Raw genomic sequence first — 13,633 nt, 5'->3', positions numbered from 1 at the left:
GAGGTCAAGCCCCGTTGTGCTGTCATCGTTGAGGCGGAGAAGGGGTGAATGGTTTCGGCCAGGTTGCTTTCCCCCGATTCAAGTTCCCTCTCATGGCCAATCAGGCGTCTCCCTTTTCTGATCCATCGCTGTCGGGACGCTGGACCGGCCGAACAGTGGGAATCACTGGAGCGAGTGGCGCGCTGGGACGGGCTTTAACCAAGGCCCTCATCGCAGAGGGCGCTTGGGTGATTGCTCTGAGCCATAGTCCTCGCCCCCAAGACCAAACGTCAATGGATGAGGCTCAAGAGTGGGTGTGTTGGTCTTGCGGAGATGAGCATCAGCTGGATTCCACTCTCAAAAGAATTGATGTGTTGTTGTTGAACCATGGCATCAACCCTGGTGGTGATCAGTGTCCCGAGACTCTCTCTAAAACCCTTGAGGTGAACGCGTTAAGCCACTGGCGCTTGATGCAGCAATTCGAGAGCATTGCGGAACGAGACCAAACGTGCGAACAGCCAAGAGAGCTCTGGGTCAATACGTCAGAGGCTGAGATCCAACCGGCCTTGAGTCCTGGCTATGAGTTGAGCAAGCGATTGATCGGTGAATTGGTCAGCTTGCGTTGGAACAATCAAACCGCGACGCAGCGTCAGGCATTGCGGTTGCGCAAACTCATCCTTGGACCGTTTCGCTCCAACCTCAATCCGATTGGAATTTTGACGTCTGGATTCGTCTCCAAACAGGTGATTTGGCAAGCAAATCTCGGGGTGAACTTGATCATCGTCACCCCCAATCCACTGACTTACTTCCTAATGCCTTTCGTCGAACTGGTCCGAAGGGTTTATTGCCATGCTTTGAGGGTCAATTCCCACGATCGGTGAGGATTTCACAACCATCAGATGTCACCACGATGGTGTGCTCCCACTGAGCGGAAAGACTGCCGTCCTTGGTCACGACGGTCCATCGGTCTTTGAGGGTGCGACAAGCATTGCTTCCTGCATTGAGAATCGGCTCAACGGCAAGCGTCATACCTGGACGCAATTTGACGTTGGGAAGATCGTTCGTACGGAAGTTGAACACCGATGGCTCTTCATGGAGATTTCGTCCGACTCCATGGCCTGTGTAATCCTCCACCACACTGAATTGATTGGCTTTGACGTGATCTTCGACTGCTCCGGCGATATCAAGAAGCGTATTTCCGGCGCGGATCTGGGACAGTCCAGCCATCAGTGATTCCTGAGCAACCCGACTGAGCTTGCGTGCTTCTTCTGAGACGTCACCGACGCAAACGGTGATGCAGCTATCTCCGTGATAACCATCGAAATAAGCCCCCGTATCCACTTTCAGCAAATCGCCAGCATGGATGACCCGTTTGTTGCTGGGGATGCCATGCACCACCTCATTGTTAATGCTGGCGCAGATGCTCGCCGGGAAGCCGTGATAACCCATAAAGCTTGGGGTTGCGCCCATTTCCCTGATGCGGCGCTCAGCATGAGCATCGAGGTCCCCTGTGGTCTGTCCAGGCTCCACCAGCTCCATGATTTCGCGCAGAACGGTGGCGACGATGGAGCTGGCTTTCGCCATGATTTTCAGCTCACGGGCCGATTTGATTTCCACGCCACGCCGCTGCTGGATGCGTGGACCGGTGGAGGTGACAGTGGGCTCCTTTGTGGAGGCCAGGAGGTCAGCGAACAAATTCATCGTGTTTCAGCGTTTCTTGTTTCAGGCCCTTAAAGCAAGCCGCATTGGCGGATGCTCATCAGACAGTCTTCCTGTCACGCTATCAATTGAAATGTAGGGATCGACGGTGGCCCGCTTGTTGGTTCGCGTACGCCAATGGCATCGCTGGATTGCTCCTCTTGTTGTGCTCCCTTTGCTGGTAACTGTGAGTACCGGTGTGACCTATCGGTTAGCGAAGGACTGGGGAGGGTTAAGTCGTGAGCAGGTTCATTGGTTGATGGCCATCCATGAGGGCGAGTGGCTTGGGCCTGTCCTCGAGCCAGTGGTGGTTCTTCTCAACGCGCTCGGCCTGTTGTGGATGCTTGCAACTGGTGCTTGGCTCCTCTTGCAAAGCTTTCGAAGGCAATGGATTGCGTCTCGTAAGGAGGCTGGGGGTTAAGGTGGTTGTTTGGCGTGTTACCAGGAGCTGGGATGGCGGTGGACCCGATAGAGACGTCTGTGGACGAAGCCACTGAGGCAACCAGCGGAACAACTGCTGTTGCTGAAAAACCAACGGCGAAAGATTCGAAGAAGTTGGGTGCTTCCGCACTCATTAAAGAATTCGAAGACGCACAGCTAAAGAGCGATCTTCCTGAGATTTACGTCGGCGACACAGTGCGTGTTGGTGTTCGTATCAGCGAGGGCAATAAAGAGCGTGTCCAGCCCTACGAGGGCGTCGTGATCGCTAAGCGCCATGGAAGTCTCAACCAAACCATCACGGTGCGCCGCATCTTCCAAGGCATCGGTGTTGAGCGGGTTTTTATGCTCCACAGCCCCCAAGTTGCTTCGGTCAAAATTGAGCGTCGCGGTAAAGTAAGGCGTGCGAAGCTCTTTTATCTGCGGGACCGAGTGGGCAAGGCCACTCGCGTGAAGCAGCGCTTCGATCGCTGAGGCTTTCGCTTCAACGAATTAATGCCATCGTTTTTCGATGGCTGAGGGGTTCATCGCCTTGCGCCGTTAGTTCAGTTGGTAGAACGCAGGTCTCCAAAACCTGATGTCGGGGGTTCAAGTCCTCCACGGCGCGTCCGATGACCCCTTACTTGCAGTTTTCCTGATTTCGAGCATGGAGTTGGATCTTCAACCTGGTGATGTGGTCAAAGTGCTCGAATCAGCCGCTCTAGGCTGGGTTCGTGCACGAGTGATTCGCGTCAAATCTGGTGGACGAGTCGTCGTTCAAAGTGACCAAGGCCGTGAATTCACGGCCCGAGGTAATCAAGTGCGTTTGATCGAACCAGCTGGATTTCGCCCTTAAGTCCAATTGCTGAGCCCTTTTTAGGGCATTTGTCCTCTCCTTAAGGGGAGGATTTTTTTTGCCAACGTGTGCGCGATCGCGTGGAGGACTTGATTCTCCAATGAGGGTTGCTTGCGTTCACCAGGGAGATGAATCTTGTCAGTTGCTTGAGCCTCAAGATCACAGCTGAAAAGCTCAGAAAACATTGGTGTCTCTTCGAGTGTGTTGACGGAGGGCAGGGCGGCAGTTGATACTTACCAAGTCCGCGTGAGCGGCGAAGGTCACTCGTTTTGGGTAAAGCTCCCTCAATTGAGTTCAGCCTGGGACCGTAGTTCAATCGGTTAGAGCACCGCCCTGTCACGGCGGAAGTTGCGGGTTCGAATCCCGTCGGTCCCGTTTTCATTCTTCCGGCTTAGTGACGGTTCGCGTTCGTCTGGCCCCAAGCCCCACCGGCACACTACATATCGGAACAGCTCGTACTGCTGTTTTTAATTGGTTGTTTGCCCGTCACCAAAACGGCAAATTTTTGCTGAGAATTGAAGACACGGATAAAGAGCGCTCCAAGCCAGAGTTCACTGAAAATATTCTTGATGGCTTGCGCTGGCTTGGCCTTGACTGGGATGAGGAACCCGTCATCCAAAGCGAGCGGATTGAAGTCCATCGCCAGGCCATCAGCCAATTGCTCGCTCAAGGTCTTGCCTATCGCTGTTATGTCAGCGAGCAGGAATTGGATGCCATGCGTGAAGCCCAGAGGGCTTCAGGTCAGCCTCCCCGTTACGACAACCGTCATCGCCATCTCACTGGTGATCAGGAGGAGGCCTATCGGGCTGAAGGGCGAGAGGCGGTGATCCGTTTTCGGATTGATGACGAAGCCACCATTGCTTGGACCGATATGGTGCGTGGTCCGATGCAATGGCGCGGCGCCGATCTTGGTGGTGACATGGTGATCGCCAGACGAGCTCCTGCGACCACAGTTGGCGACCCTCTGTACAACCTCGTGGTGGTGGTTGATGACGCCGCTATGGCCATCAGCCACGTGATTCGAGGTGAGGATCACATCGCAAATACGGCCAAACAACTGTTGCTATATCAGGCTTTGGAGTTGAACTGCCCAACGTTTGCCCATACGCCTTTGATCCTCAATCCAGAGGGACGAAAGCTCTCGAAGCGTGATGGAGTGACTTCCATTGGTGATTTTCAGGAGATGGGTTACACAGCTGAGGCCTTAGCCAATTACATGACCCTGCTCGGTTGGTCTGTCCCGGAAGGAACAGAGGAACGGTTCACGCTTCGACAAGCAGCCGAAGTTTTCAGTTTTGATCGGGTGAATAAAGCAGGTGCCAAATTTGATTGGGACAAGCTCAACTGGCTCAATGCCCAGGTTTTGCATGGTTGGTCGCCAGCCGAACTTCTCGCAGCACTTGAGCCCCGCTGGCAGAAACAAGGTTGGGTTGTAAGCGACCCTCTTTGGGCCAATGACTTAGCCGTTTTGCTTGGACCGTCACTCACTTTGATCGAAGACGGAGTGACGCAAGCCAGGCCCTTTTTTGAAGAACCTCCCTTGGAAGAGGATGGGCTGAAGCAACTAGAGCAAGAGGGTGCCCGTCCTGCGCTTCAGGCACTCCTTTCCGCTCTTGAGCTGAACGCCTGGGATGGTCTTGATGTTGAGCGCGCCCAAACCTTGCTCAAAGAGGCGGCTGCCTCCGCTGAAGTGAAAAAGGGTGTCCTGATGAAGAGTCTTAGGGCCGCGTTGCTCGGTCGCCTTCAGGGGCCAGACCTCATTACTACATGGGCGTTACTGGCCAGACTCGGGCATGATCGGCAACGCTTGCGTCGTTGCCTCTGACACGGCAGAGGTCGTGGCGTCAGATTCTTCTGGACTTTCTGCAATCAGGCCAAGAGCGCGCGCCAAGGGTTGCGCTGTTAGTCCTTGGATTCCCACTGTCATCAAAATTGTGAGGAAGACCAACCCTTGCAAACGCCCTGCACCCAAAATTCCAGCCTGCTCAAGGCGGATGGCGAACAAGGAAGCCACAGCTGCTGTCACGATTCCTCGTGGCGCCAGCCAGGCCATAAACAACTTTTGACGCCATACCAAGGGCAAACCGACTGTGGCCAGACTCACGGCGACTGGACGCACTACAAACATGAGCAGCAAGACACAGCTCACACCGCCCCATCCAAGAGGACTGAGCTCAGTCCAAGACACGTCTGCTGCCAGGAGTGGAAACAGCATGGTGATGGCGAGTGAAGCCAACTCTCGAATCAACTCATCGAGCTGACCAGCTTCTTCGGTTGACCGACGACCGACCACCACCCCCGCGGCAACGGATGCAGGTAGCCCTGATTCAGGAAGGAGCCATTCGGCAATCCCAAACATGAGGAACAACGCTCCAAGTGTGAGCTGTAATCGCAATCCGACGGGTTGCAAAGACGTCAGGCGTCGCAATCCTTCTGACAACAGCCAACCAACAGTGACACCAATGAGCACTCCCCCTCCGAGGCGTGCCAGCAGACCCTGGGCCAATTCACGCCAACCGTGAAGGTCTCCCAGGGCTAGTTCCAGGAGCAGCAAGGCCAACACAGCCCCGATGGGCTCGAGCACCAGTCCTTCCGCTTCCAGCACATCTCCAAGGGGATGGGCTAAGCGGATTTGTTTCACGATCGGGGTCACTACGGTTGGCCCAGTGGCCAGCACAATGGCGCTAAAGACGGCAGCTAAAGACCATCCAAGGCCAGCGAGCCAGTGCGCAGCAAGGATTCCCGCACCGAGAGAAATGAAGATTCTCAGGACTGAGATGCGAAGCACGGTTGCTTTGATCGTGTCTCCTGGCAGACGAAGGTTGAGACCTCCGTCAAACAACACCAAGCTCACCAACAGTCCGACAATGGTTTGCAGCCCTTGCCCAAGATCGAGAGGTTCAACGAGTCCTAGGCCAGAGCGCCCGATCAGCAGCCCTGAAAGCAGCAGCAAAACCACGCCATTGATATTGGATAAAGCGGCTAGCAGCCTCGCCCCTGCCCCCGCAAAGACCGTGATGCCCCAAAGCAGCCCTAAACGCTCAGGCGTCATCGATCAAGGCGTATTGCGGTTCAACGCGCATTCCGATGACGGCATCCGGCCGCACCACAAGGAACTCTCCGTCTAGGTCGCTGAGGGGGACATTGACAAAAGCTCCTTCAGCACTGGCATTGACCAAGCCTTGATACCAATCCTGGAATTGTTCAAGTGACGTGAAATGCACCACTTCGGTCTGTCCGCCAGACAGGTGAAGGGAGATCCGATACCGGCGCGGAGTGCGGTTCATCTAGGAACGGTACTGCCCAGGCAACTCTCTGCACATCACTGGGAAGGTAGAGGGGGTGGCGGGGATCGCCCGCTTTGGTCAAACCAGTCACAAAAGGAGGTGGAAGCACTCCTCGTTGATCGCTGACGTCGTTCAACATTCTCAAAACCGCCTTATCCCGTTGCATCAGTCGTCCGCCGACCCCCCATCCCATCCAGAGATCCCATGTGGGCTGCTGCGCCCACTGCTGGAACCAGCTGTGCAGGATCAGATCGTTCTCAGCGCCGATTGGCTCAGCGCAACGGCAAAGCAGTGAGGGGGAGGGGGAGATGCGGGCAAAGAGATTCAGCACCACGAGATGGTGATACTCCCAGTGTTGTGAAAACCTTTGAAGCCTTCGCAGGGTGGGGTCGTCTCGAAGCCCATCGGCTCGCGACGGGTTCAGGCCAATGAACAGAAGCACCCTCCTCTGTTCGGACCTGTGATCCCTGGATGGAATGGGCCGATGCAGCTCCCAGCGGTAGGCACCGCAAGGACTGAACGTTGCTTCAGCTTGCCAACAGCTCAAGAGCAGCCCCGAGAATCCTTTCACTCGCGTGGCCATCACCAAAGGGATTCACGGCTTTCGCCATGGCGTTGTAGGCCTCACTGTCGTCTAATAACAGGGATGCTTCACGGTGAATCGCGGTTGGATCAGTCCCCACCAATTGGGCTGTGCCGGCTTCAACAGCTTCGGGGCGTTCCGTGGTTTCACGCAGGACAAGAACCGGTTTTCCGAGTGCTGGCGCTTCTTCCTGCAACCCACCGGAGTCAGTGAGTAAAAGAGTGCAGCCTTTCATGGCTGCCACCAAGCGGTCGTAATCCAGTGGCTCGGTTAGCACCACACGTGGATGCTCCCCTAGTAGTGCCTGGAGTGGTTCACGCACGGTTGGGTTGCGATGCAAGGGCAACAGCAACACGGTGTCGGGATGGCTGTCGAGAACACGGAGCATTCCATCCGCAATGTTCTTGAGGCGGTCACCCCAATTCTCACGACGGTGAACAGTCGCCAAAATCACCCTTTGCGCGTCCCAATCGATGGATAAGTCGCTTAACGCAGGAGCGCGTTCGGACATTCGCAGCAGAGCATCGATCACAGTGTTGCCCGTAAGCAGCACGCGCCCAACCACCCCAGACGCTTGAAGGTTGGCTTCTGATTGCTTGGTGGGAGCAAAGTGAAGATGAGAAATTTGCGAGATCAATCGACGGTTCGCTTCTTCTGGAAAAGGATCGAGAAGGTTGTCTGTTCGCAGTCCTGCCTCAACGTGTCCAACAGGAATTTGTTCGTAGAAGGCGGAGAGGGCTGCAGCGAAGGCCGTGGTTGTGTCTCCTTGAACCAGCACGAGCTTTGGAGGAAACGCTTGGAAGTCATCACGTAATCCCTGCAGCGCCGCACAGGTCACGTGCGTGAGGGTTTGTCGAGGGGCCATCAAATTGAGATCCAGATCGGCGCTCAGGCCAAACAAATCCATCACTTGCGACACCATTTCTCTGTGCTGCCCTGTCAGCACAACTCGTGTTTCCAGGTCCTTACTGGCCCGGAATTCTTGGATCACAGGCGCCAATTTGATGGCTTCAGGCCTTGTGCCCAAGACGATCGTCACGCGTGGCAGGCGGGCCATAACCATCCAGATTGTGCGGTAATCCTAAGGGCGAACTCCCCTAGAGGTTTGGTGAATCACTTGCCAGCTGACGAAGCATCGCGAAGCTGCATACAGCGGACACCACCAGCATGAGTCAGCCCGTTTTTCCTCCTGGCATCCCAGCCAAGCCCACGTTCACACCATCTTCAGCTCCACAGTCGTCGGCTTCACCGCCTACGTCTTTAGAGCAGATCGTGCGTATCGCGTATGAACAGGGGCATTCCGACGTTCATCTTGGGATCGGGGAGAGCCCAAGATTTCGAGCTCGTGGCGAGATCATTCGCTCCGATTGGCCTCCCACGAAACCCGGCGAGTTTCAGGATTGGCTAGGAGAATTACTCACTCCCCAGCAGATCGACCACTTCAGACAGTGCAAAGAGTTCGACGGGGCTCATGCCTTCTCTTTCGTAAGGGTCCGCATCAACTTGTTCGATGCTTTGAAGGGAGCGGCGATGGTGTTGCGCCTCATTCCTCAAAAGATCCTGTCGATGGATGATCTAAAGCTGCCGTCTGTTCTTCAAGTCCTTTGCGCTCATCCCAAAGGGTTGCTGCTTGTCACTGGGCCTACAGGCTCCGGTAAAAGCACCACGCTGGCAGCCATGATTGATTGGATTAATAACAATCAAAGTAGGCATATCCTCACGATTGAGGATCCCATTGAATTCGTGCATGAAAGCCGGCAGTCTCTTATCCGACAGCGTGAGGTTGGACGACACACACTCCAGTTTCATCATGCTTTGAGAGCGGCGTTGCGTGAAGATCCTGATGTTATTTTGGTTGGTGAAATTCGTGACAAAGAAACCCTAAGTACCGCGATGGAGGCGGCTCAGACTGGGCATCTTGTGTTTGGAACTTTGCATACAAACTCTGCGGTTAAGACCGTTGAGCGAGTGCTTGGAATGTACCAACCTGAAGAACAGGAAAGTGTTCGTCAGTCTTTAGCGGAATCGCTAATGGGAATTGTTTCTCAGGGATTAATACAGAGTGCTGGCGGCAAACGTACCGCGTATCATGACCTAATGATTAATACTGATGCATGTAAGGACTATATTAAAAAAGGAACACTTGATGATGTTGAAGACATCATGCAGAGAAGCGAGTTTGATGGAATGATGACCGCCAATCAGTCCTTGCAACGTTTGGTTGAATCTGGGCAAGTCGAAGCTGAGAAGGCGATAGCCGTTAGCCCTCGCCCGAATGAACTCACTCAGGCTTTAAGGGGTAGAAGTTGAAGCTTTCAGGCCGCGTTGTTAAACATCCGGACGATTAACAGAGTTGCCATGCCGATGGAAAGTCCGAGCATGGCAAGACGTCCATTCCAAATTTCAGCTTGGGGAGTAATTCCTCGCTTCCAAGCATTCAGCTCGATCGGATCAATTTGCTCTGCCACAACGTTTTGTTGGAGATCGGTTTTAGGAGCCATTAGGAAGGATCTCAGTGGAGGCAACCTTAAGAGAATAATTTCAAAAGGGGGGTGTTGAGCCATAAAGGCTTAATGCTTTCTCTAATGGCCATCGTGCTGAGACGCCTAGCTCTAGGGAGCTGGATTTCACGCCGCTTGAAAGTCGACGCAATGCTGCTACGGCAACCATTGCTGCGTTGTCCGTGCAATAGGCCAAAGGGGCGATGTGTACTGACACCCCCTTTGACTGGCCGACAGCATGCATTAGAGAACGCAGGCGCTGGTTAGCGGCAACGCCGCCAACCATGACCAATTGATCAATCCCCTGCTCTAGGCAGCAGCGCAGGCTTCGCTCCACCAGCACATCGGCCACGATCTGTTCAAAGCTGGCCGCGAGATCAGCCAGAGGAAGCTCCTCCGATTCACGCTTCAACGCTTCCACATGCCGAAGCACCGCAGTTTTCAGCCCACTAAATGAAAAGTCATAGGGATAGAAGCCTCCTTCTGGCTTGGAAACGCGCCCTTTTGGTAACCGAAACCGTTTTGCATCGCCCTCCACGGCGATGGCCTGAATCGCAGGACCTCCTGGGTAGCCCAAGCCCATGAGTCGAGCCACTTTGTCGAAAGCTTCACCGGCCGCATCGTCATGGCTTCGTCCCAGGCGTTTCATCTCTCCGCGCTGATCCACCCGGATGAGTTCGGTGTGACCGCCACTCACGAGAAGTACGAGATAAGGAGCCTTTGGTGGCTGATCTGCCAGGAACACGGAAGCCAGGTGCGCCTCCAGATGGTGAACGGCGAGGAAGGGTTTCTGATGCAGGGCCGCGAGTGTCCGCCCGGTGATGGAGCCCACCATGAGGGCTCCAACCAAGCCAGGTGCCACGGTTGCCGCGATGGCATCAAGGTCGGCAGCAATGAGACCAGCGTCTTTTAAGGCGTGCTCTACGAGGTTTGGGAGCGCTTCCACATGCCGTCGTGAGGCAATCTCAGGCACGACCCCACCCCATTGCGCATGCTCCTCAACCTGGGAGGCGATGCCATGGGACAACACTGTGAGTTGATCGCCCTCCTGGCGGAGCACCGCCGCGGCTGACTCGTCACAACTTGTTTCGAGGCCAAGCACTGTGGGCATGAAGATGGAGGGATCTCCCCTACTGTCCGTTTGTGACATCCTGCCGCTTTGGGGCAGGCTCAACAGGAACCGTTCCGATGCGTCGTCTCTTCGCTCTTGCGCTCTCGGCCCTGCTGGTGTTCGGCTTTGCCCCCGTCGCCAAGGCTGATGTAGCAGGTCTGACACCTTGCGCCGAAAGTGCCCGTTTTCAGCAGCGTGCAAGCGCTGCCGCCACGCCTCAAGCTAAGGCTCGCTTCGAGATGTATAGCGAGGCCGTTTGTGGTGAAGATGGGCTGCCTCATTTGATCGTTGATGGCCGCTGGAGCCATGCCGGTGATTTCGTCTTCCCAGGCCTGATGTTCCTCTACATCAATGGATGCATTGGCTGGGCAGGTCGTGAGTACCTCAAAGGCACTCGCGGTACCAAGGAGCAGTACACGAAAGAGATTCAAATTGATGTCTCTCTTGCCCTCAAGTCCTTGTTGGCATCAGCCACTTGGCCTGTCGCTGCTTTTGGTGAATTCACGAGTGGCAAATTGCTTGAAAGCGACAACAAGGTGACCGTCTCTCCTCGCTGAACTCGCACCACGAAGTCCTTATCTTTTTCACGATGAAGAAATTTCTTACAACTGCACCTGTCGTTGCGGCGATTTGGTTCACTCTCACCGCCGGAATCTTGATCGAGTGGAATCGCTTTTTCCCTGATCTCCTCTTCCACCCCATGGGCTGATCGTTCAGTTCACAAGACCATCAAAGAGGGGCCCAATGGCCCCTCTTTTTATTTAGGAGATAGTCAAGTTCATCTGTTTTTCCAACTCAGCTAAAGCTGTTTCAAGATCGTCGTTGACGATCACAGCATCGAATTCTGTTTGAGCTTCTAGTTCTTCTTGTGCTCGCTTCAGTCGGCGCTGGATCGCCTCTTCTGCTTCGGTTCCGCGGCCGCGAATCCGTTTCTCCAGCTCTTCTACACTTGGCGGTGCAAGAAAAATTTGGATTGCTTCTGGCAAGCTTTTCCTAACCTGTCTGGCGCCCTCCAATTCAATTTCAAGAAGCACGGGAATGCCATTCGCGACGCGTTCACTTACGGGTTCTCTAGGTGTTCCGTAGCAGTTTCCAGCGAATTCAGCCCACTCCAGCAAGCCACCGCTTTGAACGAGTTTGTTGAACCGTTCTTTGGAGTGAAAAAAATAGTGAATTCCATCGATTTCTCCACTGCGTGGAGCACGTGTGGTGGCCGACACGGAGAGCCATATCTCTGGATGACGCTCTCTCAGGCGGGCGACCAAGGTGCCCTTACCGACGCCGCTCGGCCCGGTGAGCACCGTGGGCCTGGCGATTGATCCATCAGGAGCCATACGTTGCTTGAGACTGCATCGCAGGGTAGGAAGGCTTCCTATTCAGCCTGCTTCTCAGGCAATTCATGGCCAGCCAAAGTCCGCAAGTGATGGATCTCACCAGCCTGAAGGCTGTGCTGGCGGATTTACGTGCCCGATTAATACCCAGCCGGTTTGAGAAAGCTCAACAGCCCGATCCTCAGACGCTTCAGCTCGGATTTCGCACTCTGCGAGGCATGATTTGGTTGGAGCTGAGCTGGAAAGCAGAAGTTCCCAGACTGGTTGAAATCTCCGCGCCACCCAAGCAGGGTGCAGGAAGCACGTTGGCGCAACAAATTCAGCATGGACTCCGCCAACTTGCGCTTTCGGAGCTCAGCCAGGAAGGTTTTGAACGGGTTGTGCAATTTCAGTTGGCGCCTCGACCTGGACAGCCTCCCCAGCGCACCTTGGTGCTCGAACTGATGGGGCGTCATAGCAATTTGTTGTTACTCGATGACCGACAACGCATCACTGCGATCGCACGCCAGGTCCGCATGCACCAGTCGAGAGTGAGACCGATTGGTACGGGAGATGTCTACAGCGCTCCCCCAGCCCTTCAAGGCATCGCTCCTCGACTCGATGAGCCTGAGCAGCGCTGGAGAGAGCGCTTGGAACTGTTGCCGCTAAGCCTGGAGAAGGCCCTGCGCAGTGCCTACCAGGGCATCAGTCCGGTGCTGGCGAAGCATCTTGCTGGCGAGCATGAAGACGCTGCCAGAGCGCGATTAGCAACAAGCGTTCATGAGCTAAGCGACCAGGACTGGCAGGTGTTGCACCAGCGTTGGCAGTGCTGGTTGAAAGCGCTTGAGACCGACAGTTTTGAGCTGCAATTTGATGGGCCTAACTCCTATCGCGTTTGGAATCCTTCATCGGCATCTGAAGGGGAGTCGTTGGCGGATCTTCCAGAACCTGGGCAGCCCCTAAGCCTGCGTTTGGGTCAGTACTACGCCACTGTTCTTCAACATCAGGAGTTGAATCGTGCCACTCAGGATTTGCAAAAGCAGCTCAAGCAGTTAAGGACTCGTGAGGAGGCCCTATTGGCTGACCAGAGAGCTGGCTTGGAGGAGACCCACGGTGCCGATGATTTGCAACAGCAGGGAGATTCGTTGCTGTGTCAGGTGAGTCCGAATCGGGAAACAATCGATCGCGCGCAGAAGTTGTATGGCAGAGCACGAAAACTGAGACGAGCTGTGCCGGCTCTTGAAGAACGGCTGCAGCATCATCAAAGTCGGCTGGTGTTACTTGAGGGCAGTGAAAGCTTTCTGGAAGAGCTGATTGGTGCTGATTGGGATGGGTTAAAGGCGCGCACGAAAAGCCTTCTGGACTTGCGAGAAGAGTTGGATGATCTGTTGGCTCCAAAACGGCTTCGTCGCCGCCGTCGTCAGGGATCCCGTCGCGTGGACCCTCAGCCCCTCGAAATCCATAGCCCGGCGGGATTGTTGATTCAAGTGGGGCGAAATCATCGTCAAAACGACTGGATCAGTCTCCGGCGGGCACGACCTGGTGACCTTTGGTTCCATGCCCAGGAATGTCCGGGTAGTCACGTTGTGTTGAAGGCATCGGCTGGTTTTGCGGACGAAGATGATGTCACCCTTGCTGCTGACCTCGCTGCGTGGTTTAGCCGCGCGCGTGGTAATCGCCGGGTTGCTGTCGTCAGAGCCCCTGTGGAGCATCTCCAACGCATTGCAGGTGCAGCTCTTGGAACGGTGCAACACAAAGAGGGTGAGGTGGTCTGGGCCGAGCCAGATCGAGCAAGACAGCGACTGATCGCCGGCAAGCTCTTAGCCTGAACTCACCCACCAGCAGTCGGACTGATCCCTCCCGAGCAGAACGAGAAAACAGTGCTTCCCGC

Annotated in this window: 17 protein-coding genes and 2 tRNA genes; 11 read left to right on the top strand and 8 right to left on the bottom strand. The window is 55.0% G+C overall.

The genetic code is table 11. The annotated features are described in order from the left end of the window. The first annotated feature begins 92 nt into the window (after window positions 1–92). The gene (locus tag SYNC_RS09990; RefSeq protein ID WP_011620082.1) at window positions 93–860 is read left to right on the top strand and encodes an SDR family oxidoreductase; all 768 of its coding nucleotides are present in this window, start codon (window positions 93–95) and stop codon (window positions 858–860) included. Here the strand turns inward: SYNC_RS09990 and map are convergent. Further along, window positions 841–1,680, bottom strand: coding sequence for a type I methionyl aminopeptidase (gene map, locus SYNC_RS09985; RefSeq protein WP_041426661.1), 840 nt, complete (start codon window positions 1,678–1,680; stop codon window positions 841–843). The genes SYNC_RS09990 and map overlap by 20 nt on opposite strands. A gap of 106 nt (window positions 1,681–1,786) precedes the next feature. Between map and SYNC_RS09980 the strand changes: the two genes are divergently transcribed. The 6 genes from SYNC_RS09980 to gltX all read left to right on the top strand — a co-directional run bounded on the left by SYNC_RS09980 (window position 1,787) and on the right by gltX (window position 4,775). Then, entirely contained in the window at window positions 1,787–2,098 is a 312-nt protein-coding gene (locus SYNC_RS09980; protein ID WP_011620080.1) for a hypothetical protein, read from the top strand. A gap of 32 nt (window positions 2,099–2,130) precedes the next feature. Continuing rightward, entirely contained in the window at window positions 2,131–2,589 is a 459-nt protein-coding gene (gene rplS / locus SYNC_RS09975; protein WP_011620079.1) for a 50S ribosomal protein L19, read from the top strand. A 60-nt stretch (window positions 2,590–2,649) separates the two neighbouring features. After that, a tRNA-Trp gene (locus tag SYNC_RS09970) sits at window positions 2,650–2,722 on the top strand. A 39-nt stretch (window positions 2,723–2,761) separates the two neighbouring features. After that, window positions 2,762–2,950: a hyperconserved protein Hcp gene (locus tag SYNC_RS09965; RefSeq protein WP_006043540.1), complete on the top strand. Its 189-nt coding sequence runs from the start codon at window positions 2,762–2,764 to the stop codon at window positions 2,948–2,950. Between the two features lie 301 nt (window positions 2,951–3,251). Beyond that, window positions 3,252–3,325: transfer RNA gene (locus SYNC_RS09960), tRNA-Asp, on the top strand. Window positions 3,326–3,344: 19 nt separating this feature from the next. After that, complete coding sequence (gene gltX, locus SYNC_RS09955; RefSeq protein WP_011620076.1) at window positions 3,345–4,775, top strand: glutamate--tRNA ligase; 1,431 nt, start codon at window positions 3,345–3,347, stop codon at window positions 4,773–4,775. Here the strand turns inward: gltX and SYNC_RS09950 are convergent. The 4 genes from SYNC_RS09950 to wecB are packed head-to-tail and all read right to left on the bottom strand — an operon-like array spanning window position 4,725 to window position 7,877. Then, entirely contained in the window at window positions 4,725–6,002 is a 1,278-nt protein-coding gene (locus tag SYNC_RS09950) for a sodium:proton antiporter (protein WP_011620075.1), read from the bottom strand. The two genes, gltX and SYNC_RS09950, sit on opposite strands and share 51 nt — an antisense overlap. Beyond that, window positions 5,992–6,237 carry a hypothetical protein gene (locus SYNC_RS09945; RefSeq protein WP_011620074.1) on the bottom strand — a complete coding sequence of 82 codons (246 nt, stop codon included), beginning with the start codon at window positions 6,235–6,237 and terminating at the stop codon, window positions 5,992–5,994. The genes SYNC_RS09950 and SYNC_RS09945 overlap by 11 nt, the downstream gene beginning before the upstream one ends. Further along, window positions 6,155–6,784, bottom strand: a complete 630-nt coding sequence (locus tag SYNC_RS09940; protein ID WP_237699207.1) for a DUF1643 domain-containing protein — start codon at window positions 6,782–6,784, stop codon at window positions 6,155–6,157. Before SYNC_RS09940 ends, SYNC_RS09945 begins: the two co-directional genes overlap by 83 nt. Further along, the gene (wecB, locus tag SYNC_RS09935; protein WP_011620072.1) at window positions 6,765–7,877 is read right to left on the bottom strand and encodes a non-hydrolyzing UDP-N-acetylglucosamine 2-epimerase; all 1,113 of its coding nucleotides are present in this window, start codon (window positions 7,875–7,877) and stop codon (window positions 6,765–6,767) included. Before wecB ends, SYNC_RS09940 begins: the two co-directional genes overlap by 20 nt. A gap of 110 nt (window positions 7,878–7,987) precedes the next feature. Here wecB and SYNC_RS09930 point away from each other — a divergent pair, with 110 nt between their 5' ends. Further along, window positions 7,988–9,130, top strand: a complete 1,143-nt coding sequence (locus SYNC_RS09930) for a type IV pilus twitching motility protein PilT (RefSeq protein WP_011620071.1) — start codon at window positions 7,988–7,990, stop codon at window positions 9,128–9,130. 5 nt (window positions 9,131–9,135) lie between these two features. Here SYNC_RS09930 and SYNC_RS09925 read toward each other — a convergent pair whose 3' ends face one another. Next, the gene (locus tag SYNC_RS09925; RefSeq protein WP_041426660.1) at window positions 9,136–9,321 is read right to left on the bottom strand and encodes a high light inducible protein; all 186 of its coding nucleotides are present in this window, start codon (window positions 9,319–9,321) and stop codon (window positions 9,136–9,138) included. Window positions 9,322–9,361: 40 nt separating this feature from the next. Continuing rightward, the gene (gene tsaD / locus SYNC_RS09920; protein ID WP_011620069.1) at window positions 9,362–10,432 is read right to left on the bottom strand and encodes a tRNA (adenosine(37)-N6)-threonylcarbamoyltransferase complex transferase subunit TsaD; all 1,071 of its coding nucleotides are present in this window, start codon (window positions 10,430–10,432) and stop codon (window positions 9,362–9,364) included. Window positions 10,433–10,509: 77 nt separating this feature from the next. Between tsaD and SYNC_RS09915 the strand changes: the two genes are divergently transcribed. Together SYNC_RS09915 and psaJ are read left to right on the top strand one after the other, a co-directional pair. After that, window positions 10,510–10,989 carry a photosystem I reaction center subunit III gene (locus tag SYNC_RS09915; RefSeq protein WP_011620068.1) on the top strand — a complete coding sequence of 160 codons (480 nt, stop codon included), beginning with the start codon at window positions 10,510–10,512 and terminating at the stop codon, window positions 10,987–10,989. Window positions 10,990–11,021: 32 nt separating this feature from the next. Beyond that, on the top strand, window positions 11,022–11,141 hold the full coding sequence (gene psaJ, locus SYNC_RS09910) for a photosystem I reaction center subunit IX (RefSeq protein ID WP_011620067.1): 120 nt from the start codon (window positions 11,022–11,024) through the stop codon (window positions 11,139–11,141). Between the two features lie 52 nt (window positions 11,142–11,193). Here the strand turns inward: psaJ and gmk are convergent, their stop codons facing one another. Continuing rightward, window positions 11,194–11,766, bottom strand: a complete 573-nt coding sequence (gene gmk / locus SYNC_RS09905) for a guanylate kinase (protein ID WP_011620066.1) — start codon at window positions 11,764–11,766, stop codon at window positions 11,194–11,196. Window positions 11,767–11,831: 65 nt separating this feature from the next. Here gmk and SYNC_RS09900 point away from each other — a divergent pair, with 65 nt between their 5' ends. Then, the gene (locus tag SYNC_RS09900) at window positions 11,832–13,571 is read left to right on the top strand and encodes an NFACT family protein (protein WP_011620065.1); all 1,740 of its coding nucleotides are present in this window, start codon (window positions 11,832–11,834) and stop codon (window positions 13,569–13,571) included. Window positions 13,572–13,633 lie beyond the last annotated feature (62 nt).

Origin of the sequence: Synechococcus sp. CC9311 (genome assembly GCF_000014585.1) — a bacterium.
Lineage (GTDB): Bacteria > Cyanobacteriota > Cyanobacteriia > PCC-6307 > Cyanobiaceae > Synechococcus_C.
Note: the sequence above shows the minus strand (reverse complement) of the source record. Positions and strands in the feature narration are given on the sequence as shown.

Coding starts and splice junctions, on each gene's coding strand:
- SYNC_RS09990 (WP_011620082.1), top strand. CDS start 93: ATGGCCAATCAGGCGTCTCCCTTTTCTGATCCATCGCTGTCGGGACGC.
- map (WP_041426661.1), bottom strand. CDS start 1,680: ATGAATTTGTTCGCTGACCTCCTGGCCTCCACAAAGGAGCCCACTGTC.
- rplS (WP_011620079.1), top strand. CDS start 2,131: ATGGCGGTGGACCCGATAGAGACGTCTGTGGACGAAGCCACTGAGGCA.
- SYNC_RS09965 (WP_006043540.1), top strand. CDS start 2,762: ATGGAGTTGGATCTTCAACCTGGTGATGTGGTCAAAGTGCTCGAATCA.
- SYNC_RS09950 (WP_011620075.1), bottom strand. CDS start 6,002: ATGACGCCTGAGCGTTTAGGGCTGCTTTGGGGCATCACGGTCTTTGCG.
- SYNC_RS09945 (WP_011620074.1), bottom strand. CDS start 6,237: ATGAACCGCACTCCGCGCCGGTATCGGATCTCCCTTCACCTGTCTGGC.
- wecB (WP_011620072.1), bottom strand. CDS start 7,877: ATGGCCCGCCTGCCACGCGTGACGATCGTCTTGGGCACAAGGCCTGAA.
- SYNC_RS09930 (WP_011620071.1), top strand. CDS start 7,988: ATGAGTCAGCCCGTTTTTCCTCCTGGCATCCCAGCCAAGCCCACGTTC.
- SYNC_RS09925 (WP_041426660.1), bottom strand. CDS start 9,321: ATGGCTCCTAAAACCGATCTCCAACAAAACGTTGTGGCAGAGCAAATT.
- tsaD (WP_011620069.1), bottom strand. CDS start 10,432: ATGCCCACAGTGCTTGGCCTCGAAACAAGTTGTGACGAGTCAGCCGCG.
- SYNC_RS09915 (WP_011620068.1), top strand. CDS start 10,510: ATGCGTCGTCTCTTCGCTCTTGCGCTCTCGGCCCTGCTGGTGTTCGGC.
- psaJ (WP_011620067.1), top strand. CDS start 11,022: ATGAAGAAATTTCTTACAACTGCACCTGTCGTTGCGGCGATTTGGTTC.
- gmk (WP_011620066.1), bottom strand. CDS start 11,766: ATGGCTCCTGATGGATCAATCGCCAGGCCCACGGTGCTCACCGGGCCG.
- SYNC_RS09900 (WP_011620065.1), top strand. CDS start 11,832: ATGGCCAGCCAAAGTCCGCAAGTGATGGATCTCACCAGCCTGAAGGCT.